Source organism: Thalassobacillus pellis (assembly GCF_016908295.1).
Classification (GTDB): domain Bacteria; phylum Bacillota; class Bacilli; order Bacillales; family Halobacillaceae; genus Thalassobacillus; species Thalassobacillus pellis.
Genome location: NZ_JAFBDO010000003.1, coordinates 220,178 through 245,088, shown reverse-complemented (window position 1 = coordinate 245,088; position 24,911 = coordinate 220,178). Strand labels below are relative to the sequence as shown.

The window sequence follows — 24,911 nt, the reverse complement described above, 5'->3', positions numbered from 1 at the left end:
ATTTAAGAGGGGATGGAAAATGAAAGTAGCTGTTATATATGGAAGCACCCGTGAAAACGGGAATACAGAGGCATTGACAGAAAAGGCACTTGAGGGAATATCTGCTGACAGAATTTTTCTTAAGGATTACCAGATTAAGAATATAACCGACCAACGACATGAGCCTGGCGGTTTTGATAAAGTGGTCGACGATTATGATAAAATAATTGAAACAGTCCTAAAAGCGGATGTATTGATTTTCGCTACTCCTATTTACTGGTATGGCATGGCAAGCCCTATGAAAACATTTGTCGACAGGTGGTCCCAGACATTAAAGGATGCAAGATATCCCAATTTTAAAGAAAGTATGGGGAAAAAAGCAGCTTATATCCTGGCTGTCGGAGGAGACGACCCACGAACAAAAGGAATTCCATTAGTCGAGCAGTTCAAGTATATTTGTGCTTTTATAGGAATGAACTATCAGGGGCATATCCTCGGAGAAGGAGGAAAGCCCGAAGAAATCTTAAATGATGTGGATGCTTTGGAAGAAGCAAGGAAATTGAACGAAAAGCTTAAGCCTGGATAAAAAATGAGGGGAAGGGATTTATAAAAAATCCCTTCCCGACAGATGATCTTTTCTATTTTTTAATATAGAAGCAATTGTGACCAAGCCTAACAAAAAGATGAACAGATGGGGAACTGCAAACAACCAGTGGGCAAATCGCTCTGAGGACTTCCATCCGATATCCCGCTTCCGTGGAAGATAAACCAAAGTGCGATTGCAGGAGTCTGGAATAGTAACAGGAAAAATAACAGAATTATCGCCAGCAAATCTGTTATCCTTTGTGAAAAAACTCCAAGGCAAATGATGATCACACCGATAAACACTGCTAGTATCCCCCATGTATGAACGATAGCTTCCGTCTCCCCAAACACCTTAAATACATAAAGCAATCCGGTTACAATTGTCAAAATGCCAATGGTAATCTCCAACTTAGCTGTTGTTAACAATGAACGTCGCCCTCCATTTTATAACATTAGAATAGATAAAATAATAATCATTTTCTCACCTCTGTCTGTTTTATACATAAGTCTTAATTATAAGTATTCTCTTATATTTCAGCAAAAAAAGCATTAGAAAAACTTGGCTTGTCGCCAAGTCCTTATGGCGAAAGCCTTAGTTTTGCTTATTCTTTATTCCTTTAACAAAGTTAAACTTTCTTAAAGTAAAACAAAGGCGCCCTGTATAGAGCGCCTTTATAAAAGATTCCATTATTGAACTCTTAATTCAGAACCAATCTGAAGATTACGGGGTTCAATCCCTGGATTCAAGTCATATAGATCCTCCAACGTGACACCTGCATGCAGATTGGCGATGCTGATAAGTGTGCTGCCGGGAGTGATCGTGTGATACATTTCTTTTAAGTTATCATCTTTACTGACCCTGACTTCGGATCCTATCTGCAGATTTCGTGGCTGTATTCCAGGGTTTAGATCATATAAGTCTTCCAGAGTCACGCCTGCATGTAATTTGGCAATACTGTAAAGTGTACTACCTGGCCTGACGGTGTGAAATTCTTCATCAATATTTTCTTTTGTGTCACTAACCATTATTTCTGATCCTATTTGCAGATTATCAGCCTCAATACCTGGATTCCACTCATACAATTCTTGAACCGTCACCTCTTCATACTGTTGAGCGATGCTCCAAAGGGTGTCACCTTTCTCGATAGTTACCATAGCTTTTTCTGCAGAGACATCATTTGTTCCAAAACCAAAAGTCATTCCTAAAGCCAAAACCGGTGCAAGGTATTTTGTTTTTTTCATAATTGACCCCTCCTTACATAATAATGAAATGGCTTACATTATTTGTATTTCGGGGTGATCTGTAATTTAAACGTAAAATTTTTGTAAAAATGGTATTTAAACTTGATTTTTTCTATGGTGAGGTATCAATAGGGAGGTATTTAGTAAAAGATGCTCCAACTATTATCAGGGTTATTGTCAGAAACCAACTAATGCTCCCAAGCAAATCCATCGTATTAGCAGCAAAATTTATCAAAGCAATCAAAAAAAAGCAAATAGATGGAATGGCGCTTTTAATACCAGTAATACCGGCTTTTTTTCTTTTTACCAGAAAATATGAGAAGGAAATTAGAAAAATTATAAAAAAGCTAAGTGATAAAATGTACTGACTCATTTGATATCACCTTCCCTCCCCTTGATTTGCTGCTTATTCCGCAGAACCGTAATAAAGCCATCCAGAATCTGATGACTGACATAGAACCCTTTACGCTGGTAAAATTCCAAGGCATTATGATTTCCATTAGAAACATAAATAAAGTAATCCTCAACATCTTTAAATCTATTCAACCACTCCATTGATTTCGAAAATAATCTTGAACCAATTCCTGCATCGCGGTAACCCTCTTTTATATAAAACTGAGATAAACAGCCCACATTACTCTTTTTAACAGATTCCATATCAAAGAAAGTGGCAAAATCATTGGAATAAGTTTCTTTAGGAGAAATATTGGCATATACGTAAGCTACAATTTCATTTTCATTACTATCTTTCACGATCACTGTGTAATTGTGTATCGCGCTCTGTAAAGAAGGCAATAGACGTGTTTCAAAGCTCATATCATCAAACAACTCAGGTTTTATGTATGCTTTCGATTTTTGGAAAATCATTAATTCATTGCACAATTCCCGGCATAATTCTATTTCTTTTTCATCTATCTCTTCGTATAAAATGTTCACTTTTTCCCCTCTATCCTTTCAATTCGAACGTTACTTTCGTATCAGTTTAAAAGCAAGATAACGTTTAAGGATAATCACGATCGTGATACTCTTTTGAGTTGGCCCGGTTTGATGGGATGCCAAGGAGAACACGGATCACCCCAAACAAAACACAAGTGATTACTATCCCTATCGCATACCCCATTGTCTCACCTCTGATAAATTATATTTATATCCTGCTCTCAACCAGGAAAGTTTGTATTTCGTGACCTGGTTGCTTCCAATGAACTTTCTGCTTCCATTTGAGAAGTGGTTTTATTACGTTCTTTTTTTTCTTTCATTAATTGGTTTCCATAAAATTTATTCCTTTTCAAACCAAATAGATCCGTTACTATCAATCTAACGATCGGCCATGATAACAAGACGATAACTCCTATAATAACCCAGATTTGAACTGACACAAATTTTAAACCTCCTCTTATATATAAAGCTTCCTCTCACTATTATACGATTTAACCCCACTATTTGTTTCACTATTCAGATAAATCATCTGCAGATAAGAACCTATTGCAGCATAAATTTGGCGTTCCGATGAATTCATCGTACATCCCCTGCTCAACCTTTCCTTGCTTTACCTCATCAAAAAGAGCTGAAGCAAAGATGCTTATCAAAGGAAAACCCGAACAATTGGTAACATTGTTCGGGTTGGAGTCTAAGGATATTGACTACGCTCTAAATCTTCCATTTAAAGGTTTTTTATTGTTCATCTTTTGTTTGCTTTTGTAGTTTCATTCCAGTGTCTTAGGACAGTTTAATCATTCATAAATCTTATCAGCGTTATCGTACCGGATCTTTTCAGAGTGAATTTTTTCGTCTTTTTTATTATGCTTCTGCTCCTTGCCCATCGAGTTTTCCGCCTGGGGTTTAGCAGCTTTTTGTTCTGATTCAGTCATATATTCATCTCCTGACATAGTTGATGAACATTAGCTTACCCGAAATTCAAAAATTATACCCCATTTATCTGAACTCGCCTAAACTGCGGCTAAGTTCATGGGTTTGTTGATAAACTTGCCGGTACAACTGGTAAAGATTTTGGTATTTTTCCACGTTTTTGGGGATAGGATCAAAGGTGTCCTTTTCAGAAAGGAATGTTTGAGCACATTCATCTAATGAAGCAAAAATATCACTGCCGTAGGCTGCTAACATAGCCGCTCCCATGCCTGGCCCCTGTTCGCTCGAGAGGCGGATTATTTGAGCGTTGAAAATATCTGCCTGTATTTGCAGCCATGCTTTGTTTTTTGCACCGCCGCCAATGGAGACAATCGACTTGACGGTTTTTCCGTTTTCTCTGAAGATTTCAATCGAATCATTTAAAGAAAAAGTGATTCCTTCCATGACTGCGCGTACGAAATCTTTTTTTGTATGGGAGCTGTCCATGCCGATGAAGCTTCCTCGGACATTCGCATCTGCGTGGGGCGTTCGCTCTCCCGATATGTATGGTGTAAACAGTAGTCCGTTTGCTCCTATTGGGATTTCCTCAGTTCCTTCCATCAGACTTTCAAAACTTTCTTCAGCAGCAAAGGTGTCTTTGAACCAATTTAAGCTGTGGCCAGCCGCCAGTGTGACGCCCATAGTATAAAAGGCATCTGCTTTTCCATGATTGAAATAGTGGACCTTTCCCTCAAAATCAAGGTCAGCTGACGGTTCATATGACAGAACAACTCCGGAAGTTCCAATACTGCACATCGTTTTCCCTTCTGATAACACTCCTGAACCTATGGCTCCACAGGCATTGTCCGCACCGCCGGCAAAAACTTTCGTAGAAGAAGAGAGTCCTGTCACTTGAGCGGTTTCTTCTGAGAGGTTTCCTACAAAGTCTCCTGAATGTACAAGCTCCGGGCACATGTCTTTGGTGATTCCGAATGTTTCACACATTTCATTACTCCATGTCTGTTCAGCAACATCAAGCAACAGCGTGCCTGCCGCATCCGAGAATTCGCTGTGGATTTTTCCTGTCAGGCGGAATCGTAAATAATCTTTTGGCAGGAGAAACGTCGCCGCTTTACTGAAATTCTCAGCCTCGTTTTCCTTTACCCAGAGCAATTTAGGTAATGTAAAACCTTCAAGTGCCGGATTCTTTGTAATGGCCAATAGTTTCTTCTCTCCAAGTTCGTCATAAATATGCTGGCATTGCTTCGTTGTGCGGGTATCATTCCACAAAATCGCATTTCGAATAATATCTTGATTACTATCCAGCAATACTAGCCCATGCATTTGGCCGGCAAAACTTACTCCTTCTATTTTATCAATATCTCCATCAAAGGATTCTGTAAGCTCTTTTAGCGCTTCCAGGGTTTTGTTCACCCACTCCTCAGGGTTCTGCTCACTGTAACCGGATTTTTCGTGAATTAAAGGATAGGATTTTGATACTTCCTGCTCAATTTCCCCTTCCTGATTGACTAGCAGCACCTTCACGGCACTTGTCCCTAGATCAATTCCCAGTACATACTTCATCATCTACCATCCTTTCTATGAAATTACATGGGAAAAGCGCTCAATAGTGTGAGCGCTTTTCTAACATCATTTAGCTCCGACAGTTGCGTTGACATTCAATAGATATTGATTCAAAACGGATTTGAGCCATTCCTGACGCCCGGAACGATTTTCGATTTCTCCAAGCTGTAACGCATGCTGTTCAAGGGCATGAAAATCTGTTTCTCCATCAACTACCTGTTTTCCAATCCCTTCCGTAAAGCTGCTGTACCTTTCGGAGACAAAATCGTCAAGAACACCGTCATCGATTAACCGTTGTGCCACCTTCAAACCAATAGCAAAACTGTCCATACCGGCAACATGGGAATAAAGAATGTCGTCAGCTTCGAAAGAACCCCTGCGAACCTTTGCATCAAAGTTCAAGCCGCCTTTTCCAAGACCACCGTTTTTCAATATTTCATACATTGCCAGAGTAGTAGAATACAAGTCTGTCGGGAATTCGTCTGTATCCCATCCAAGCAGGGTGTCCCCTTGGTTAGCATCGACAGATCCAAGCATGTCATTTACTCTTGCATAACGAAGCTCGTGTTCAAAGGTGTGGCCCGCGAGCGTCGCATGGTTTGCTTCAATATTGAATTTGAAGTGATCCGTCAGATCATATTTTTGTAAAAATGCCAGCCCGCTTGCCACATCAAAGTCGTATTGGTGCTTGGTTGGCTCCTTCGGCTTCGGTTCAATCAGGAATTGCCCGTCAAAGCCGATTTCCTTTGCGTAATCAATAGCCATATGATAGAACCTGCCAAGGTTATCAAGTTCGAGCTTGAGGTCCGTGTTCAACAATGTCTCATAACCTTCACGGCCGCCCCAAAAAACATAGTTTTCCCCACCGAGCTCTTTACCGACTTCCAAACCTTTTTTCACCTTTGCGGCTGCATAGGCAAATACGTCCGCATTATTTGAGGTAGCTGCCCCATGTACAAAGCGTGGGTGTGTAAACATATTGGCGGTATTCCACAACAGCTTCGTCTTACTGGTTTTCATGTAATCTTTTATCATTGCGACAATTTCATCCAGATTACGGTTCGATTCAGCAAGCGTGTCTCCCTCCGGTGCCACATCAACATCGTGGAAACAGAAAAATGGCACATCCAATTTTTCAAATAGTTCAAATGCCGCCTCGACACGTGCTTTGGCCAGGTCCATTCCCTGAAGATGATTCCAAGGGCGCTGCATATTTCCTGCCCCGAACGGATCGGCCCCATCAGCTGTAAAGGTATGCCAGTATGCGACGGAAAATCGGAGATGTTCCTCCATCGTCTTACCAGCGACGGTTTCTTTCGGGTTATAATGCTTATACGAAAATGGGTTCTTCGAATCTGCTCCTTCAAAGCTTACTTTGTTAACCTGATTAAAATAACTCATTACGTTTATTCCTCCTTATTTTTCATGAAATATGTAAAAGCTACCAACGAAGACTGTTAACGCTTTCAAAAATCTCCCCTTTCGTAATAAGGATAGAAGCAAATGCATCTTTTCTCGTTGTCTGAATTATATCATTTTTCTTCTTTGTTTGTCTATTTAATGAACAAAGTTTATACTAGATAATACAGATTTTTATTTAGACGATGAAGAAATAGGCCATAATGTTTATAATAAGGGGAATAGCTGTTTTATGAGGAGAGAAATACAGATGCCAGAAACAGGCAACCAGAAGTTAGTGAAAAAAATCAATAAATCAATTGTTTTACGTATGATCCGCAACCATGCACCTATTTCCCGTGCTGCTATATCGCAAAAAGCCGGGCTGAACCGTGGGACAGTTTCATCACTTGTCAGTGAACTGCTCGATGATAAATTGATCAGTGAATCTGGTATGGGTGAATCGAGAGGCGGACGAAAACCTGTTATTTTACTCTTTAACCACCGTGCAGGTTATTCAATAGGTATCGATCTTGGTGTTAATTATATGTTGGGGATTTTGACTGACTTGAAAGGTCAAATAGTGGAAAAGCAGAAAATCAGCTTTCATCAATTGTCATTAGAAGCAATCATCGACAAGATGAAAGACATGATCCGGAACCTCTCAGCCGCTGCACCGGACAGCCCGAATGGAATCGTTGGTATTGGAGTAGGCGTCCCGGGGATTGTCGACCACGATGGCAATGTATTACTAGCGCCTAACCTGGGCTGGAATAATGTTCCCCTTAAAGAAATACTGGAAAGAGAATTTTCGCTCCCGATACTGATTGAAAATGAGGCGAATGCCGGTGCTTATGGAGTTAAGCTCTATGGCACAGAAGAAATACGCGAGAACCTCATCTATATAAGTGCAGGTATCGGTGTAGGTGCCGGATTGATATTGAACGATTCTCTCTACCGAGGTACCAAAGGGTATTCCGGAGAAATTGGTCACATGGTGATTGATGTGGATGGAAAACAATGTCGCTGCGGGCGAAAAGGCTGCTGGGAACTGTATGCTTCTGAGCAGGCAATCTTGGAAGAAGCACGTTCTCTTGGACTGGAAACATCAAAGTCCCAGCCAATCACCCTCGAACAGTTGGTAGAGCATGCCGAGAATGGTGATTCAAAGGTAATCAGTCTTTTTGAACACGCAGGTAAATACCTGGCTGAAGGCATTTTGAATTTGGTCAACACCTTCAACCCTGAACAAGTCATTATTGGTAATCGCTTAGTGATGGCCAGAAAATGGCTGGAACCAGTTATTACTGAAAGGCTGCAGGCCCAGACAATGGGGTTCAACCAGGAAGACATCCATGTAACGTATTCGCAATTGTCCACTCACGCATCCCCTATGGGAATGGCTGCATTCATTACGCAAAGATTTTTGGAAAATGGGCTTGAGCAAACAGTTACGAATTAAAAAAGATGTACAAATAGAACAGCCGAACAATTTAAACTATTGTTCGGCTGTTCTTCATTATGCCCCAGCTTCTTGCTATTTGTTATAAAAAACATCGAATTTACTCCATATGTCTTCCAGGGCATCTAGCCGCTCATGAAAGCATTCCTGTCTTTCTTTACTTACAGCTGTTATTAAGGCGTTCAGCACACTTAATGGTGCTGCGAATGAATCAATTACTGTCGGCATTCGGCTCTTCGCCAATAATGAAATATCTGCTTGTGGAAAAAGCGGGGATAACAGGTTGTCTGTGAGCGCAATGGTTTTAGCCTTCTTTTCTTTTGCATAAGCGAACATCTCGACCGTGCTGTTTGTATAGCGGGCAAAGCTTATACCAAACACGACATCATTCTGGTCTAATTGATGTAAACGCTCTGCCCCATTTTCTGTGGAATGGAGTAGTTCCACATTATCAAGCATCATATCAAGGTAATAATGAAGGAAAACACCTAATGATTTTGCACTGCGATTAGCGATAATATAGATGTTATTGGCACTTACCAAATGGTTCACTGCTTCCTGGAATTTCTCTTGATCTATTTCCTCCATGGTCGCTTTGATATTATCGATATCATCATAAAAAACTTCGCGGACTCCTTTTTCCCTTTCGTTATACACTTCTTGCGACATCTTCAGTCTTTCTGTAGTGGAAAGTTGCTGCTGGACGGATTCCTGTATACTTTGCTGCAACTCCGAATACCCTGAAAACCCCAGGAAGTTCGCGAACCTTACAACCGTTGCTTCGCTGACTTCTGTCACTTTTGCCAGTTTACCAACTGTTAAAAATGAAACGGTATTTGGATTCTCTAATATATAACGAGCTACTTTTACTTGTGACTTACTCATGGTATTCATTACCTCAGCAATATGCTGATAAATATTCGACATGGCTGCTGCCTACTTTCTAAAAATTTGTTCCAATACTTTTTCATACGCATTCAATGTCCGATTGACTTCTTTCTCACCATGAACGGTTGAAACGCTGTAACGGTTCAGTGGTTTAGTATATATTCCTTCCGCTAGCAAGCGAAAATCTATTTCTTTTCTTAGTGCAAAATCAGCCTGTTGCAGCTGGCGATAATTTTTAATCTCTTCTTGCTCTGTAATAACAACATTGAAAATGGAGCCTTTTCCCACGGTTTTTATGGAAATGCCATGCTGTGCAAATAAGTCAGTGATGCCATTTTTTAAACGCTCTGTGACCTCATACACATGATTGAGTTCCTGCTCCAAATGCCTGATCGTAGCGAGGCCGGCAGCCAATATCGTTGGGTGGCCATTGTAGGTACCACTATGGAATAAGACATCCTTTGCATTCGATTTTGTACTTTGACTGGCATCAAAGACATCTGATGACGCAGCTGGAGCGGTCACCATCATGACATCTTTTCTTCCTCCGACCATACCGACCGGGAATCCTCCCCCCACAACTTTACCGAGAGCAGTCATATCTGGCTTCACTCTGTACATTTCCTGGGCACCACCCAATCCTAATCGGAAACCAGTCTTCACTTCATCAAAAATGAGCAGAATATCCATCTCTTCGGTGATCTTCCGGAGACCTTCCATAAAGGATTGCTCGGCTGGAATAAACCCTCCCTGTACCGGCTCCAACATGACAGCAGCCAGCTCATCCTTTCTATAAGACAGTATTTCAGCAGCCGCTTCCAGATCGTTAAACGGAAGCACAATCGTGCTCTCTTCATGAAACGCCTCTAATCCTTTTGATTCCGGAACAGCTTTGGGTTCACTTTCCGGACCTGCCTCATGGACAGGAGGGTTTACGCTTAGTAATACTTCATTGTATCCGCCATGATAATGTCCTTCGAATTTTGCAATCTTCTGTTTGCCCGTGTAGGCTTTTGCTATTCTGATGGAAAGCAGTGTAGCTTCTGTACCCGAATTAGTGTAGCGGAGCAATTCCATACTTGGATATAACTCCTGCAGCTTCTTTCCCATTTCGATTTCCAAATGATGCGGCGTACCGAATAAGTTTGTTCCATCTTCCTCCATCTGATTGTGGATTGCTTTTTTGACCACCGGGTGGCCATGCCCCAGCATCAATGCCCCATAGGAAAGGAGGTAGTCGATGTACTCGTTTCCGTCTACATCGTATAACCAAGCCCCTTTTCCTTTTTTCATAATGGCCGGGTACGGATCAAAAGATTTGATATTTGCAGTAACTCCCCCAGGCATCACCTTTTTAGCTTCTGCGGAAAATTCTCTGGAGCGCTGTGTTTTTGCCATGTATTCCTTTTGAGCTGCTGAATTCATTTCTCATCACCACCAATAGGTAATAATTGCTTCATAAAAATAAATTTACGAAACATTTATTTCATTATAACCTGGTGAGCATGAAAATCAAGGAAAGCAAAAAAGATGATTTCTGATTCAATCAGAAACCATCTTTACATGGGCTATTTATTTTCTAATTTTGCCGAGAGAAATCCTAGTATTCCTCCCAACAAAGCTCCCCCGAGAACCTCGATAGGCTGGTGGCCCAATAATTCCTTCAATTCCTTCTCCCGCTCCACAAATTCAAAGCTCGGAAAGTCTCCTGATATCGCTGCGAAATTGTCTTCCAAATCATTTACTAATTGAGCTATCTCCCCGGTATGACGGCGGATTCCCTGGGCGTCATACATGACGATGACACCAAATACCGTAGCAAGTGCTGTTTCCGTGTGACGACTTCCCTTATTGGAAGCAATATACGTAGTTAAAGCGGAAACCCCTGCAGAATGGGAGCTTGGCATGCCGCCTGTAGTAGCCACCTGTCTGAAATCCCACTCTCCTGTCAGCCTTTTATGGGTCAGTATTTTTAATGCTTGCGCTATACCGATAGATGATAACGCCGTGACAATTCCGCGGTTCATCTTTTGCATCTTTAATCCCTCCACTAAACTTAGCTTGTCCTATTTTCATTACCCTAAATGGAGGTTTTTATGCGGACAGCCATTTACTCTTGTAGTAGGATTCATTTTAGTTTAAAGTTCATGATACTTTTACCAACCGTGTTGCCATTAACTTTCCATATGAATTTTATGGCATACTGGTTTTCTTTCATCTATAAATGACTTCAATGCTCATATATCATTTTTCTTGTCATCCCCCCATCTATCACTAAATTTTCACCATTCATGAAATCATTTTCTTCTTTACTTAAAAACATACAGGCTTTGGCAATATCTTCTGGCTTGCCAACCCTTTTCGAGGGATGCTGGAAGTGATCCTTTTCTCTCAGACTGTCGTAGTTTTCTGTCTGAATCCATCCAGGACTTATGCTATTTACGCGAATATAGTTCTCACTCAAGGTCATTGCAAGTGCATGAGTAAGGGCAACTATCCCCCCTTTGCTTGCCGAATAAGCTTCCGTATCAGGTTCTGACATCGCCGCTCTTGTAGAGGCGATATTGATAATGCTGCCTCCTCTTTCTTTCATCATTAAAGCTGCTTCTTTAGTAATATAAAAGATGCTGCTTAAATTAGTGGAAATTACTTCGTCCCAGTCAGTCACTTTCATCTCCCAAAAATTTTTAAATTTCGATATGCCTGCATTATTGACTAAAACATCGATACTGTCATAATCATCTTTAATTTCCGTAAAGATTTTCTCCACGTCAATAGGATCAGATACATCACAATGCTTGAATTCTATCTGGCATCCCTGCTCTTTCCCTTTACGACAGACCTCCTGCCCCATTTCCTTATCCTTATCAATGAAAATTACGGAAAAACCATTCCTTGCAAATTCCTCCACAATTGCTTTTCCTATGCCATTTGCGCCACCAGTTACGAGAGCCGTTTTATTTTTTAACATTACTCTTCCTCCTTAACTGCCTTCTTTCCAAAAGAAACAGTCTATAAACCTATACAAACTTTTCATGACGGATTCCTTTAAAAAAACCAGATTCTAGTTCCGCTGATTCTATTTTTCACTCCGCTACTTTTCTTGCCCCGTCCACTGATTTCCTGCCTCCGTCCGCTGATTTCTCGCTTCCGTCAGCTGATAACGGCTTCATTCCGCTCATTCTGGCCCATGTTCCGCTGATACCTCGCTCGCTACCGCTGCTTTTTTCGCACCGAGTATGGGATTTTGCGAAGTTTTTCTGGCGCCAGGCCAAAGAAGGCACATCGCCCTGAGGGCAGAAGAAACAGCTTGATGAAAAACGAAACGATTCTCCACAAGCAAAAAAGCCACTCCATTTGAGTGGCTTTTAGTAATAGATTTATTGAACTGTTGCATTTTTTGTCTTAATAGATTTAGGAGATTTGCTTTTTGCTTTCTTATCGCTCTCTTGGCCGGATTTAAACAAGTGACTCTTATAAAAGCCATACGTCAATGCAACGGTGACCAAAAATGTAAGGCCCATGCCAGTGAAATAAAAGACCCAATGCTCCGGATAGACAGAAAGGAAAGATAGCAATCCTCCTACGCCCACAGAAGTGGCTTTTACCCCTTGAGAAGCGATATAAGCGCCTCCGACCGCACTTCCAATCATCACGGCTATGAATGGATAACGGAAGCGGAGATTAATTCCATAGATAGCTGGTTCTGTAACACCGAGCCATGCAGAAATAGTGGCCGCAAAAGATACCCCTCTTAATTTCTGGTTTTGCTTAAGAATGAAGAACATCGTCAATGTCGCCGCACCCATTGCCAGTGTTACCGTTTCGCTTACTGGCCATAATGTCACATAACCTAATGTTCCGGCCATTTGCAAGTTGACCCCCAGGAATATATGATGCATTCCTGTTATTATCAACGGTCCTGAAATGAAGGAATAGATTCCTCCAGCAAGGACAGGAGAAACTTCAAATAAGTATAAGATTGCATCCGTAAGCCAACTGGATCCTGTCATTGTAATCGGTCCGATGATTCCAAATGTGAGCAAACCAGCAAAAATTAATGCAAGCGGTGCCACAAAAAGCATTTGCAAATTGCCGGGAATGATGCTTTTCAGGTGTTTTTCCGACCATGTCACCAGCCAGGCTGCAAATATAACCGGAAGCACTTGTCCCTGATAGCCGACTTTGGCGATTTCAAGCCCAAATAAGTTCCAATATTCTACACCTTCAGGGTTAGCAGCATAGTCATAGGCAGACATTAATGCCGGATGGACTAATAGTAAACCTAGGACAATCCCTAATAGAGGACTTCCGCCAAACTTCCTTGCCGCTGACCAGCTGATTAATACGGGGAGGAACGTAAAGGCAGTGTTTGCGATTACATTTATGAATTCAGCAAAGCCTGTCCAGCCTTTGTATACATCTAATAAAGACTTATCTTCAAAAAAGATACCAGGATTAGCGAGCAAGTTATTCAATCCGAGCAGAAGTCCGGCAGCTACAATTGCTGGAAGGATTGGGATGAATATATCCGCTAATACCCGAACACCTTTTTGAAGCATATTCCCGTTATCGGATGCGATTTTTTTCATTTCATCCTTACTGACTTCATCTGCGTTCGTTTGTTTAACAAATTCATTGTAGACTTTTTCTACTACTCCGGGTCCGATAATGACTTGATATTGGCCATTTGCTAAGAAAGTTCCTTTTACCAGATCATTTTCTTCTAAAGCTTCTGTATCGACCGCTTTTTCATCTGCCAAGACCAAACGAAGTCTTGTGACACAATGTGATACATTATTTACATTTTCTGGGCCGCCGATTTGTTCAATAATGTCGGCAACGTTCTCTTTAAAACCCATTTCTCGGCCTCCTCTAATAATGAATCGCTTCCAAAAATACTAACTTGTTTAAACAAGTTAGTTATAGTACAGTATAGATGGTTATGAAAAGTTGTCAAGAAAATTTTGAAAAGGAGTGCAACAATTTGGATATCACCACTACACCAATGAGCCATTTCGGCTCCTATCTGGCCCTGACCTATCAAGAAAGCGATACCCATGAAAAAAAAGGCCTATACATCAATTCAGTCAGAGGAAAGTCAAGACAACATCAAAATGCACTTAAAATAATTCCTGTTAAAAATGGAGAACCTGTTGAGTATTCTTATCAGGCAAATGAATTCCAAATTTCCATTCAATTCGATGGTGGAGAGTTACATGTATGTTTTGAAGATGAGTCCAGAATTTTTGTAAAGGGAAGCGGGAATCAGGTTGGACTTGTTTTAGATACCCAGCCTATTTTCAATTTTGAATATAACTATTTGTTGGGGAAAGAAGGGGAAGAGTACTGCCTCGTCAACAGCTATAAAAACCTGACGAAATATTTGATATTCGCTCCTGATGGTTCCGTATCTCTTAAGCAAAACGTATTTATGGATACTGTTGGAAGTACAAATAAAGCGGATAATTCATCCAGCATCCATATTGGACCAGAGGATGGATCACATGAATTTTTATGTGTGGTGGAGGATGTGCCCACCCACGGTTCCATACCAGAAGAGAGGGAATACAGCTTTGAAAAAGCCCTCGATAAAAGCACCAGCCATTTTCTCGATTTCTTATCCAGACAGCCATCTGTACCTGAGGAGTATCAAGAAACTTTAAGGGAAGCCGTTTACCTTAATTGGACATGCATTGTTAATGAAGAAGGCCTGTTAAAACGAAAAGCTATGTTTATGTCCAACAGTAATTTCCCAGGTGTCTGGAGCTGGGACAATGCTTTCAATGCCTTAGCACTTGCTGGTGTTGATGATAAGCTGGCATGGGATCAAATTCAGCTCCTGTTCGACTATCAGGATGATAAAGGACAAATCCCCGGTTCCATTAGTGATTCAACTATTCGCTGGAATTTTTCCAAGCCTCCCGTACAAGGGTACTTTGTGTTAAAAATGATGGAAAAAATGACGCTGACCACCACCCAGTTAGAAAAAGTTTATACGCAAATCAAAGGGCATGTAGAATTTTACTTCCGCTACAAAGATTCCAATCAGGATGGTATTCCGGAATACCATCACGGGAACGACTCCGGGCAGGATAACAGCACCGTTTTCAGAAATGCTGCTATTATCGATTCACCAGATCTGACTGCCTTTTTGATCAAATCAATGGATATGCTTGCTGTAGTGGCAGGTAAACTGGACCGACAACAAGAGGAAAAATATTGGGAGGGCCAGGCTGAGGAATTAACCGAGAGATTTTGTCAACACTTCCTGGTTGATGACATTCCAGCAGCACGTTTCACGAAAGATGGAAGCGTAATCGAAAGCCAGGGAATCCTTCCGCTGGTTTCGATTATTTTGGCAAAGAAATTGCCCGAATCAGTTAGAGAAAAGATCATCAGAGTCCTAAAAGACAAAAACTATTTAACACAGTGGGGAATAGCTTCGGAAGCACTCGACAGTCCTTATTATGAGCAGGATGCTTATTGGAGAGGACCAATCTGGGCCCCTACCACCCTCCTTTTTGTAGAAGCTTTTGAAGAATGCGGAGAACATGAATTAGCTTCAGAGGTGAGACAAAAGTTTCTTGAACTCTGTAAACAGAATGGCTTTGCCGAAAACTTTCATGCAGAAACAGGTGAAGGTCTACGAGACTTAGCTCATACATGGACTTCCAGTGTTTTTATCCACCTGGCAGCTCAAGAAAAAGTAACAAATGCAGAACAAAAGCGTAAGCACCTCGTTCACCCCAATGCTTAAGTCAAGTCTCGCCATGACAGGCTTGGCACAGAGAGGATCGGCTTAAGACCTCGAGGGGGCAGGTGCTGGAGATGGATGCTTCAAAAGCGCAAGCGCCTTGTTCACCCCCGACAAGCTTAAGCCAAGCCTCGCCGTGACGGGCTTTGTCACAGAGAGGATCGGCTTAAGACCTCGAGGGGGTAGGCGCTGGAGATGGATGTAGCTCGCTGTAGAGGTCTACTCACAACGACCAAATTTTATAATTTCCTAACTTTAAAAAGAAAGTGTACGGGGCGTCCCTAAGGACATCTCGTACACTTTTTATCATCCTCTTCGTTGTGTCTGGTCAAAAAACACAAAATCTCCAGGCATGTGCCGTGACTGGGTCCGCTCAAACATAACTCCGTCTGCATTGAAAATATGACTGGTTACTACGACAACACAATTATAGCCATCTAAGCTCAGATATTTCTCATCCATGTCAGTTGCTTTTTCCACAGTCATTTTTCTTTTTGCAGTTACTGCTTTCTGATCCAGCTCTCTTGCCAAGTATTCATAAATTGAATCCTCCGCAATATCGACCGTTAACCCTTTTACAACGTCTTTCCTGAAATAGTTATAATCCATGATAAGTGGCGTCCCATCCAGATAGCGGACACGCTGCAAATAATAGACTTCGACACCGGCCGGGATAGTTGTAATTTCATGGATGTGTTCATCGACAGTCAGTTCCTGAAATGTTACCACTTCTGTACGATAGTGTTTTTTATTTCTAATCGCAAATTGCTTGAACGTCTCCGTTTCACCAAACATATATTCATTCTGTTTAAACTCCTGATAAATGACACGTACACCCTGGCCATGCTTCGTTTGTACATACCCCTGGTCAATCAGCTCTTTTATTGCTCGTCTTACGGTATTCCGAGAGCAGTCATATTCTTTCACTAATTTATTTTCTGACGGGAGCAATTCCTGATACTTATAGATATCCTGTTCTATTTTATGTTTAAGATCTTCATATATTTTTATGTATTTTATCCTGGACATAGCAGCCTCCTGTGTATTCCTACTCTATGTGTATTGTACTATATACAGATTTGATAAGCAGTTCAACCATAGATCATATTCTCCTATCCTTGTAAACGTAAAAAATATGTAAAAAAATGATATTTTTTTGCCATGATGGCTATAACCAATCCCTTACATTACGTTATGATTAAGAAGTGGAAATATTTTTGAAATCAGACAAAGGGAAAGGAGGATAGCGCGCAATCTAATATTAAAGACTATTTTTCTAGTAATCTGACATAAATGAAAGTTTCGAGTTAAAAAATCAACTTTTCAGGAGGTAATTTATGTTTAAAGTGAAAAAGTTATTCCCCGCTTTGCTTTTGGCTTCTTCCCTGTTTACTTCGTCTGTTTCCGCCCATCCTGATAATTCAAACGATAATTATAAGAACAGGTACATACCGGTTCAGCTTTTAGGAATTAATGATTTCCATGGGCAGTTAGATGTTTACCGTACTATTGGAGATAGAAAAGCAGGTGGAGCAGAGTACTTGGCAGCTTACCTTAATAAATATGAACAGACCAATAAGAACACGCTGATCGTCCATGCAGGAGATGTGGTAGGCGCAAGTTCCCCAGTCTCTTCCCTGCTTCAGGATGAACCGACAATTGAAATACTTAACGAGATCGGTTTTGATGTGGGTACATTAGGTAACCATGAATTTGATGAGGGTGTGGACGAAATGTTGCGCCTTATCAATGGAGGGGAACACCCGAAAACCGGATATTTCGAAGGTGCAAATTTTCCTTATACCGCAGCCAACGTCGTTGATAAAGAGACTGGAGATCCGATCCTTCCTCCCTATGTAATCAAGAAAGTAAACGGCATGCCGATCGGTTTCATCGGGGTAGTTACAACAGAAACCAAGAACATTGTACTTCCAAGCGGCATCGAAGGCGTCAAGTTTACGGATGAAGCGACAGCGATCAATAAAGCTGTGGAAGAATTGAAAGCAAAAGGCGTGGAAGCAATCGTCACCCTTGCCCATGTTCCTTCCCACTCTGACCAGGACGGTTCCAATGCTTCTGGTGAAGTTGTAGAATTTGCCCCTCAAATCGATGATGAGGTAGATGTCATTTTCGGCGGGCATAACCACTCTTATACCAATACGATGGTAGATGGAAAACTGATTGTCCAATCTTACTCTTATGGCACGGCATTTTCCGACGTGGATCTGATGATTGATCCTAAAACAAAAGATATTGTTTCACAGGAAGCATCCATTGTAACTACTTACCATGATAGAATCGAACCTGATCCAACTGTGAAAAATATGGTTGAAAAATACAGCAAAGATATTGAGGACCTTGTCAATCAGGTCATTGCGAAGGCTGCTGAACCGATTACAACTGATGCAGATGTCAGCGGAGAATCTTCTCTCGGTAACTTAGTTGCTGACTCTCAGCGAGCTGCAATGGGAACCGACTTTGCGTTCATGAATCCTGGCGGCATCCGCGCCAGCCTGGATGAAGGTCCAATTACCTGGGGAGAGCTTTACACAATGCTTCCTTTTGGAAACAACCTTGTGAAAATGACCTTGACTGGGGAGCAGATCAAGGCTGTCCTTGAGCAGCAATGGGCTGGAGAATACCCGCGTATTTTACAGGTATCCGGACTTCATTATACTTGGGATGAATCTGCACCAGCAGGTGAAAAAATAGTTTCTATGACAGACAGCAATGGCAACCCTATTAATAGCCAGCAGCAATATACGGTTACTGTCAATAATTTTATAGCTACTGGCGGTGATGGTTTTACGGTTCTTAAAGAAGGAACAAACCAGGTCACCGGACCATTAGCATTAGATGCGATGATCGACTACCTGGAACAGCAGGACGCTCCAGTGACCGCACCGGAAGTTGACCGGATTGATGTCCAATAACAAGTTGTTTAACGAAAATAACCAGTGCCCGTCATCTTACGGGCACTGGTTATTTTAATGAGAATAGCTTACGTTAACTTTTGATAAAAACGGTTTTTATCGTAGTAAAGAATTCTTTTGCAGCTTCTCCCTGTTCTCTTGAATAAGAGCTTGACGCTTTCATTCCGCCGAACGGGGCTTGAAGCTCCACACCAGCTGTCTCGGAATTAATGCGGACGAGGCCAGCTTCGATATCATCTATGAACGAGAGAATGTGCTCGATATTTTTAGTGAAAATAGAGGCACTCAAACCAAACTCAACGTCATTTGCAAGATTGATAGCTTCCTCAATCGTGTTTACTTTCATCAATGCAAGGACTGGTCCGAAAATCTCTTCCTGAGCGATGGTCATGTCGGTGGTGACGTTATCAAATATGGTCGGCTCTAAATAATAGCCGCCAGTATCATTACTGACAGGTCGTCCTCCAAATAATAGCTTCGCCCCTTCTTTTTCGCCAATATCGATGTATTTCTGTACGCTTTCAAACTGTCCCTTAGTGGCACATGGTCCCATCCAGGAACTGCTTTCGAGACCATCACCGACATAAATCCCGCTGACTTTTTCTAAAAGCTTCTGTTTGAATTTTTCATAGACGCCTTCCTGGATAATCACACGGCTGCTGCACGTGCATTTCTGCCCAGTGGATTTCAAACCGCCACTGATAGCGGCATCGACAGCAAGGTCGATATCACAGTCATCTGCAACGATCAGTGGATTCTTTCCGCCCATTTCGAGCTGATATTTTCCCCCACGGGCCGCAACGGTTTTTCCAATATTATTGCCTGTGGTATTCGAGCCAGTAAAGGTTACGGCAGTTACATCCTTGTGTTCAGCTAACCCCTGTCCGATGACGGAACCTTTTCCCGTAACAAAATTTACAACTCCTTCCGGAAAACCTGCCTGCTCGAAGCACTCTACTACTTTGGCAGCTGTCACGGCGGCTTCTGTTGCCGGTTTGAACACGACTGTGTTTCCGTAGATCAAAGCCGGAGCCATTTTCCAAATCGGGATGGCAACCGGGAAGTTCCATGGCGTAATAACCCCTGCTACTCCAAGCGGCACCCGCTTGCTGAACATGAGAGCAGAACTGTCCGTGGAAGGAATAACGTCGCCTTCTTTTCTCATGCCTTCTCCGGCGTAATAGCGAAGAATCGCTACACCCCGGTTTGTCTCTCCTTTTGCTTCCGGTAATGTTTTACCCATTTCCCTTGTCATCGTTTCTGCGATATCATCCAGCCTGCTCTCCAGGACATCCGCCACCTTAAACAGCAGATTCCCTCGCTCAGCCCCGGTTAATTTCTTCCATGTTTGCTGGGCTTCTTTTGCTCCTTCTACAGCCTGATTCAAATCATTCACACTTGAACCTTGTACATATCCCAATACTTCATCAGGATTAGCTGGGTTCGTGCTTTCAATCACCTCGCCAGAATCCGCCTCTTTCCATGCTCCATTGATATAATTCAGATAGTTCCTGGTTTCCGTTTTCGTTTCCATCAGATTACCTCCTTATTGTGGTTAAACTGTAGCTTTTTTCACGACTAGTTCATGCACAGGGTTTCGCAATGTGCCCACTTCTGGTATCGTGATCTCAATTCGGTCGCCTTTTTGCAAGGTAAATTCGTTTGGCGGAATGATGCAGGTCCCGGTAAAAAGGACGGTTCCTGAAAATAAATCATTGTCCCGTTGTAAATATTCGACAAGCTCATGATATTTCCTTTTCAGCTGGGAGGTATTCGCTGATTCTTCAAAAACTTTCTCGTCTTCCCGGAAAATTTCACATGTTATCGTCAGGTCATATGGATCCTCCACGGTCTCAGCCAGCCGGATAGCGGGACCAAAGGAACAAGAGCCTTTCCAGATTTTTGCCTGCGGAAGGTATAACGGATTCTCTCCTTCAATATCCCTGCTGCTCATGTCATTGCCGACAGTATAGCCTACAATCCTGCCATTGCTGTTCAGGATCAAACCGAGTTCAGGCTCAGGGATCTGCCAGTTGGAATCATTTCGCAAATACACCGGATCCTCTGGCCCGACCGTTCTACTCCCAGTGGATTTGAAGAAAATTTCCGGCCGTTCGGCATCATAAACCTTATCGTAATAGGAATCAGCAACCTCTTCATTCCCTTCATAAGCTTCGTAGTTTCTTGCCTTCTTGCTTTTTAAGTAAGTAACTCCAGCAGCCCAGACTTCACCAGCATGGAGGGGCAACGTCAGAGTAAGTTCATCCAAAGCATAAGGTAGCATGTGGGAATCGGCGATAGCTTGTTCCACTAAATCCAGGCAGGTCATCCCCTGGTTCTCCGCCTTCTCTATGATAGTCAAGAAGTCTTCATATGGGAGCGGGAAAATTTCCTCTTTTTCCGTAACAGCAGCCAGCTGTAGAGATCCATCCTCTTCTTTATATTTAATGATTTTCATCGCTTTCCAACCTTCCGTTTATTTTTTTGGAACTAAGGGCTTTGGCGAGCATATCTCACTCCGGGACGAGAACTATTTCTCCATCAGCCAGAGTATGCTTGTCACTCCTCTGGGATAATAGCGGCTCGCCGATATTTTTCCGGCAATGATCTGGTCACTCCAGCTCCAGTAGGAATGCTCCGGGTGGACAAGCCAGGCAACATGGGCGCGGTCTGCTTTTTCACCGGCTTCTCCCCATGGAAAGCCGAAAATTTCACGATAGATGAATTGACTGAGGTAGATTTTGCTCAGCCACGAATTATCGCTCGTAGAGGAAATTTTCCAACCTCCGTCTTCGAACAGGCAGATGCCCGGCTTCAATACATTGATTGTGTGTTCTTTTAATGCTTTGATGAAGTAGCCGAACTTTCCTTCTTCTTCGAGTAATTCTTTTCTTCCTGTAAAATACGGAAATATCAACCCTTCCATAGCTGGGATGATTTTCGATTCGTTTCCTTCCGTGATGACTGCGGGAATATAGCCATCCTCTGTCATTTCACCGACAATTGTCTCGGCGCATTTCTCTGATTGCATTCTTGCCTGCTCAGACAGTTCAGGTCTCTCCATTTCGCTGAATATCTTCTCCAGCGCCCCATAGACTGCCCAGCATTTTGTGGCGAGATAAATGTTGTTCCGTGACTGTCCGAGGGAAACATCCAGACTGTCGTATGTGGTGATTTCTGCACCACCTTCTGTGTTGGCACTGTCCAGTCCCATCAGTCCGTTTCGCTTTTCAGGATCAGGATGGTCCCTGTTTACCATACTTACGAATGCTTGTTCCATTACACGCTGGTGCTTTCCTGCAAAATCCTTATCATTTGTCTGATGAATATAAACCGTCATGCAGCATAGCCAGTTGACTAATTCTTCATGCGTCATGTAAGAGAAGCAGTCATCAATCCCGGCAAATTCATACGCCGAGTGTCCAGGTCTGGAAAAGACATTTGCGACACCCATGTCGTGCGTAAAGCTGATTCCTCCAGGGTAAAGTTCATCCTCATTTGGGAACCTTACTTTATCTTGATAGCTGTAACGGTCAATAAACTGTTCCAGTACATTTTTCACTACCCATGGATTCATCTCCAGCTCATAGTACAGCTGGTCCACTGTCAGGTCGAAGGTATTCATCATTCGGTATTCTCCTTCATTAACGACCCAAAGTGGTTTACTGTCATCGGTTAACAGCTGTGTGTTGCCGTAATAGCTTTTGATAGAATGAATAAGCATGAAACGCTGTTCTTCTGACAGGTCCTTCCCCTCATGCAATTTATCACTTTCCTCGCACTTGGTTTTCAATCTGCTGAAGTTAGCCAGTGCATATTCGGCAGTTTCCTCAATGGATTTGAAATAATCGCTGTATAGATATCTCGTATCGATACCACTTGTGACGTAACCGCCTTGAAAAAAGCACACCGCAAAGCGGAACGTTTTCTTTTCTCTTGCCGGAACATCCATAAGAAGAGCGCCGCATAGCCCAAGACCAAAACCTAAATTGACTTCATGCTCGACATTCAGCACTTTATCAATAGTGAAACCAAGCCCTGACCTCACATCTGCGTTGTCAGTAACAATTGCCGTCCGACGTCCTTGACCGATTCCTGATAACCTGCCTTCGGTTGTGTCGTCCAGCCTCCTCATTGCTGTATAGGGATCGCTACCTTCATAGCCGAAAAAAGCTCTTCTGGACTGGTCTCCTTCCCGGTTATCAATCGTAACCTCCGCATATACAGCAGGTATGATTGCATCTATTAAACTTTCTTTATCTGCTGTTTCGGGATCAGGTACTTCCAGTGCAGGTGAGTATAATTTGAATTCCAGATCTCCAGCCCGCCATATATCACTCCCAAGTTTGAACTCCCGCTCAATCGCATCATCACGAAAATGACTGATCAGCTCGTTATTAGACTCGGTCTGTTCATTTCCGACAGCAAAGCGTTCCAAATCTTCAGAAGACTTACCAAAAAAGGGAAGTGCCTGGTATTTTCCCCCTTCTCGTGTTTCCAGCCCTATATAGACATTTTCATCAGCCGGCTTGCCAAGCTCGATGCCAAGTCCGCCTTTTGCCCCTTTGTAGCCGAGTGTAAAGCTGGCAAATGCCCCGATCGGCGAGTGATGCGCATTGAAAAATTTATTGTGATTCATGATTCAACCCCCTGCCTAGTGAAGTTCCTTATATAGAAAATAATCAAAGTCCGCTGGTTTTTGCTGGCCGCTTAAGTCCTGAGCACATAAGCCAATGAATGTGCCGGTAAACCGGATCAGATCAGCATCGTCATCTGATAAGTGGCTGATATCCATCTCCTTTTTCACCAGCTCCCACTTCTCTCCATCCAGGGAATAATAGAAAGATAGTCTTTCATGGTCGAGTACTGCCTTCAAATGATAATAATCCTGCTCCGGAAGACTGATTTCTTCTTCTAATAATTCATCGTAGACGCCATGTTTAGAACGGATAATACCAAGAATGAGGCCTTTTTCTTCATGGTGGGTGATTCTCAGGTAAACATAATCGTCCGTGTCGTAATAGAAAATAAGCCCAGCCATCTGCTGAAAGTGTTCCGGCTGAAAGGCGATCCCCGTTTCTACTTCCGCCTGAAAAGTTTCGAGCCTCCTAGCCAACAAGCTCTGCCGATGGAGAGAATTCATAGATTCCTGTCCTTTCAGCCGCAAGTACCCCGGCCGCTCTTTTAAGGAAAGCCAGTCATCCGTAAAAGGACGGCGGAGAGCGTTCCAATGGAGGCTCAATTCATCACTGGAAAAATCATCACGAAATGTTTCTGGTTTTACGTTATTTTCATTAGTAAAAGTGACCTCAATTGCCGTCTGAGGATGCGGACCACCTTCGATACGGAGCCATCCATCGTCTGTCCATCGGCATTTCTGTAATGCTGTCTCCCTTCCAAGAATACAATTCCCTTCTTTCACCGGGCGTCCACACAAATGAGCCATATACCATTCTCCATCAGGAGTTTCTACTATACTGCCATGTCCTGCTTTTTGCAGATAGCTTTCCTGTTTATCAGAAGTGAGAATAGGATTTTCCGGATCCACCTCATAAGGACCTGACAGGTGAGTTGATCTGGCAACTGTCACAGCGTGCTCATATCCGGTGCCTCCTTCAGCGGTTACCAGATAATAATAGCCATTACGTTTATAGATGTGCGGAGCTTCGGTAAGCCCCAGCTCCGTTCCTTTAAAAATGTTCTTAATTGGACCAACAAGCTTGTTTTCCTCGGGAGAAAATTGCTGGAGGGCAATTCCGGCAAAGGAGTTCGTCCCTTTTCTATGATCCCAGATCATGTTCACCAGCCACTTCGATCCATCTTCCTCATGATAGAGTGAAGGATCAAAGCCACTGCTGTTCAAATAGACAGGTTCAGACCATGGCCCGCTGATATTTTCTGCTGTGACCAGATAATTATGAGTATCTTTAAATGCCCCACTCCTGCTTTTTACATCGGTATAAATCAAGTAGAAAACTCCATCCGAATAGCTGAGACACGGCGCCCAGACTCCCCCGGAATTGATATTTCCAATCATGTCGAGCTGGGAGGTCCTGGTAAGCGGATACGTAAGCAGCTTCCAATTTTGCAGATCTTTGGAATGATGGATCTGGACACCCGGGAACCATTCAAATGTGGAGGTCGCAATATAATAGTCGTCTCCAACTCTTAGAATGGATGGATCAGGGTGGTAGCCTGGCAAAATGGGGTTGGTAATCGTTGGCATTTATATAACCTT

General features: G+C 42.5%; 22 protein-coding genes. 4 read left to right on the top strand and 18 right to left on the bottom strand.

Annotated features, from left to right (window positions below):
* Positions 1-19 precede the first annotated feature (19 nt).
* Positions 20-565 (top strand): flavodoxin family protein, encoded by a 546-nt coding sequence (locus JOC33_RS11680; RefSeq protein WP_205092710.1) that lies wholly within the window; start codon positions 20-22, stop codon positions 563-565.
* An 86-nt stretch (positions 566-651) separates the two neighbouring features.
* Here JOC33_RS11680 and JOC33_RS11675 read toward each other — a convergent pair whose 3' ends face one another.
* The 8 genes from JOC33_RS11675 to xylA all read right to left on the bottom strand — a co-directional run bounded on the left by JOC33_RS11675 (position 652) and on the right by xylA (position 6,636).
* Complete coding sequence (locus tag JOC33_RS11675; RefSeq protein ID WP_205092709.1) at positions 652-990, bottom strand: hypothetical protein; 339 nt, start codon at positions 988-990, stop codon at positions 652-654.
* Between the two features lie 261 nt (positions 991-1,251).
* Entirely contained in the window at positions 1,252-1,806 is a 555-nt protein-coding gene (locus JOC33_RS11670; RefSeq protein ID WP_205092708.1) for a LysM peptidoglycan-binding domain-containing protein, read from the bottom strand.
* A gap of 112 nt (positions 1,807-1,918) precedes the next feature.
* Complete coding sequence (locus JOC33_RS11665) at positions 1,919-2,179, bottom strand: hypothetical protein (protein WP_205092707.1); 261 nt, start codon at positions 2,177-2,179, stop codon at positions 1,919-1,921.
* Complete coding sequence (locus JOC33_RS11660; RefSeq protein WP_205092706.1) at positions 2,176-2,742, bottom strand: GNAT family N-acetyltransferase; 567 nt, start codon at positions 2,740-2,742, stop codon at positions 2,176-2,178. The genes JOC33_RS11665 and JOC33_RS11660 overlap by 4 nt, the downstream gene beginning before the upstream one ends.
* 221 nt (positions 2,743-2,963) lie before the next feature.
* A complete protein-coding gene (locus JOC33_RS11655; RefSeq protein ID WP_205092705.1) occupies positions 2,964-3,182 on the bottom strand; it encodes a hypothetical protein in 219 nt (72 codons plus the stop codon).
* 354 nt (positions 3,183-3,536) lie between these two features.
* The gene (locus JOC33_RS11650; RefSeq protein ID WP_205092704.1) at positions 3,537-3,674 is read right to left on the bottom strand and encodes a hypothetical protein; all 138 of its coding nucleotides are present in this window, start codon (positions 3,672-3,674) and stop codon (positions 3,537-3,539) included.
* A gap of 64 nt (positions 3,675-3,738) precedes the next feature.
* Complete coding sequence (gene xylB, locus JOC33_RS11645; RefSeq protein WP_205093069.1) at positions 3,739-5,235, bottom strand: xylulokinase; 1,497 nt, start codon at positions 5,233-5,235, stop codon at positions 3,739-3,741.
* Between the two features lie 66 nt (positions 5,236-5,301).
* Entirely contained in the window at positions 5,302-6,636 is a 1,335-nt protein-coding gene (xylA, locus tag JOC33_RS11640; RefSeq protein ID WP_205092703.1) for a xylose isomerase, read from the bottom strand.
* A 268-nt stretch (positions 6,637-6,904) separates the two neighbouring features.
* Between xylA and JOC33_RS11635 the strand changes: the two genes are divergently transcribed.
* Complete coding sequence (locus JOC33_RS11635; protein WP_205092702.1) at positions 6,905-8,095, top strand: ROK family transcriptional regulator; 1,191 nt, start codon at positions 6,905-6,907, stop codon at positions 8,093-8,095.
* Between the two features lie 75 nt (positions 8,096-8,170).
* Here the strand turns inward: JOC33_RS11635 and JOC33_RS11630 are convergent, their stop codons facing one another.
* From JOC33_RS11630 to JOC33_RS11610, 5 genes are all read right to left on the bottom strand, one after another.
* Positions 8,171-9,022, bottom strand: a complete 852-nt coding sequence (locus tag JOC33_RS11630) for a MurR/RpiR family transcriptional regulator (protein ID WP_205092701.1) — start codon at positions 9,020-9,022, stop codon at positions 8,171-8,173.
* 9 nt (positions 9,023-9,031) lie between these two features.
* Positions 9,032-10,408 carry an aspartate aminotransferase family protein gene (locus JOC33_RS11625; protein ID WP_205092700.1) on the bottom strand — a complete coding sequence of 459 codons (1,377 nt, stop codon included), beginning with the start codon at positions 10,406-10,408 and terminating at the stop codon, positions 9,032-9,034.
* 143 nt (positions 10,409-10,551) lie between these two features.
* Positions 10,552-11,019 (bottom strand): divergent PAP2 family protein, encoded by a 468-nt coding sequence (locus JOC33_RS11620; RefSeq protein WP_205092699.1) that lies wholly within the window; start codon positions 11,017-11,019, stop codon positions 10,552-10,554.
* A gap of 194 nt (positions 11,020-11,213) precedes the next feature.
* Entirely contained in the window at positions 11,214-11,954 is a 741-nt protein-coding gene (locus tag JOC33_RS11615) for an SDR family NAD(P)-dependent oxidoreductase (protein ID WP_205092698.1), read from the bottom strand.
* A gap of 409 nt (positions 11,955-12,363) precedes the next feature.
* Positions 12,364-13,845, bottom strand: a complete 1,482-nt coding sequence (locus tag JOC33_RS11610) for a PTS transporter subunit EIIC (RefSeq protein ID WP_205092697.1) — start codon at positions 13,843-13,845, stop codon at positions 12,364-12,366.
* A gap of 125 nt (positions 13,846-13,970) precedes the next feature.
* On the opposite strand from JOC33_RS11610, the gene JOC33_RS11605 reads away from it, so the two are divergent.
* Entirely contained in the window at positions 13,971-15,743 is a 1,773-nt protein-coding gene (locus JOC33_RS11605) for an amylo-alpha-1,6-glucosidase (RefSeq protein ID WP_205092696.1), read from the top strand.
* 303 nt (positions 15,744-16,046) lie between these two features.
* On the opposite strand, the gene JOC33_RS11600 is transcribed toward JOC33_RS11605, so the two are convergent.
* A complete protein-coding gene (locus JOC33_RS11600) occupies positions 16,047-16,769 on the bottom strand; it encodes a UTRA domain-containing protein (protein WP_205092695.1) in 723 nt (240 codons plus the stop codon).
* Positions 16,770-17,077: 308 nt separating this feature from the next.
* Between JOC33_RS11600 and JOC33_RS11595 the strand changes: the two genes are divergently transcribed.
* Complete coding sequence (locus JOC33_RS11595) at positions 17,078-18,673, top strand: bifunctional metallophosphatase/5'-nucleotidase (protein ID WP_205092694.1); 1,596 nt, start codon at positions 17,078-17,080, stop codon at positions 18,671-18,673.
* Positions 18,674-18,746: 73 nt separating this feature from the next.
* Here the strand turns inward: JOC33_RS11595 and gucD are convergent, their stop codons facing one another.
* From gucD to JOC33_RS11575, 4 genes are all read right to left on the bottom strand, one after another.
* Complete coding sequence (gene gucD, locus JOC33_RS11590) at positions 18,747-20,207, bottom strand: alpha-ketoglutaric semialdehyde dehydrogenase GucD (RefSeq protein WP_205092693.1); 1,461 nt, start codon at positions 20,205-20,207, stop codon at positions 18,747-18,749.
* Positions 20,208-20,228: 21 nt separating this feature from the next.
* Entirely contained in the window at positions 20,229-21,131 is a 903-nt protein-coding gene (locus tag JOC33_RS11585; protein WP_205092692.1) for a fumarylacetoacetate hydrolase family protein, read from the bottom strand.
* Between the two features lie 72 nt (positions 21,132-21,203).
* The gene (locus JOC33_RS11580) at positions 21,204-23,312 is read right to left on the bottom strand and encodes a glycoside hydrolase family 52 protein (RefSeq protein ID WP_205092691.1); all 2,109 of its coding nucleotides are present in this window, start codon (positions 23,310-23,312) and stop codon (positions 21,204-21,206) included.
* A gap of 15 nt (positions 23,313-23,327) precedes the next feature.
* Positions 23,328-24,899: a glycoside hydrolase family 43 protein gene (locus JOC33_RS11575; protein WP_205092690.1), complete on the bottom strand. Its 1,572-nt coding sequence runs from the start codon at positions 24,897-24,899 to the stop codon at positions 23,328-23,330.
* Between the last annotated feature and the right edge of the window lie 12 nt (positions 24,900-24,911).

Excerpts from the sequence above, each read along its gene's own strand:
- JOC33_RS11650 (WP_205092704.1), bottom strand. The coding sequence starts at position 3,674 with ATGACTGAATCAGAACAAAAAGCTGCTAAACCCCAGGCGGAAAACTCG.
- JOC33_RS11610 (WP_205092697.1), bottom strand. The coding sequence starts at position 13,845 with ATGGGTTTTAAAGAGAACGTTGCCGACATTATTGAACAAATCGGCGGC.
- JOC33_RS11580 (WP_205092691.1), bottom strand. The coding sequence starts at position 23,312 with ATGAATCACAATAAATTTTTCAATGCGCATCACTCGCCGATCGGGGCA.
- JOC33_RS11620 (WP_205092699.1), bottom strand. The coding sequence starts at position 11,019 with ATGCAAAAGATGAACCGCGGAATTGTCACGGCGTTATCATCTATCGGT.
- JOC33_RS11575 (WP_205092690.1), bottom strand. The coding sequence starts at position 24,899 with ATGCCAACGATTACCAACCCCATTTTGCCAGGCTACCACCCTGATCCA.
- JOC33_RS11680 (WP_205092710.1), top strand. The coding sequence starts at position 20 with ATGAAAGTAGCTGTTATATATGGAAGCACCCGTGAAAACGGGAATACA.
- JOC33_RS11615 (WP_205092698.1), bottom strand. The coding sequence starts at position 11,954 with ATGTTAAAAAATAAAACGGCTCTCGTAACTGGTGGCGCAAATGGCATA.
- JOC33_RS11665 (WP_205092707.1), bottom strand. The coding sequence starts at position 2,179 with ATGAGTCAGTACATTTTATCACTTAGCTTTTTTATAATTTTTCTAATT.
- JOC33_RS11625 (WP_205092700.1), bottom strand. The coding sequence starts at position 10,408 with ATGAATTCAGCAGCTCAAAAGGAATACATGGCAAAAACACAGCGCTCC.
- JOC33_RS11600 (WP_205092695.1), bottom strand. The coding sequence starts at position 16,769 with ATGTCCAGGATAAAATACATAAAAATATATGAAGATCTTAAACATAAA.
- JOC33_RS11630 (WP_205092701.1), bottom strand. The coding sequence starts at position 9,022 with ATGTCGAATATTTATCAGCATATTGCTGAGGTAATGAATACCATGAGT.
- gucD (WP_205092693.1), bottom strand. The coding sequence starts at position 20,207 with ATGGAAACGAAAACGGAAACCAGGAACTATCTGAATTATATCAATGGA.
- xylA (WP_205092703.1), bottom strand. The coding sequence starts at position 6,636 with ATGAGTTATTTTAATCAGGTTAACAAAGTAAGCTTTGAAGGAGCAGAT.
- JOC33_RS11635 (WP_205092702.1), top strand. The coding sequence starts at position 6,905 with ATGCCAGAAACAGGCAACCAGAAGTTAGTGAAAAAAATCAATAAATCA.
- JOC33_RS11595 (WP_205092694.1), top strand. The coding sequence starts at position 17,078 with ATGTTTAAAGTGAAAAAGTTATTCCCCGCTTTGCTTTTGGCTTCTTCC.
- JOC33_RS11670 (WP_205092708.1), bottom strand. The coding sequence starts at position 1,806 with ATGAAAAAAACAAAATACCTTGCACCGGTTTTGGCTTTAGGAATGACT.
- JOC33_RS11585 (WP_205092692.1), bottom strand. The coding sequence starts at position 21,131 with ATGAAAATCATTAAATATAAAGAAGAGGATGGATCTCTACAGCTGGCT.
- xylB (WP_205093069.1), bottom strand. The coding sequence starts at position 5,235 with ATGAAGTATGTACTGGGAATTGATCTAGGGACAAGTGCCGTGAAGGTG.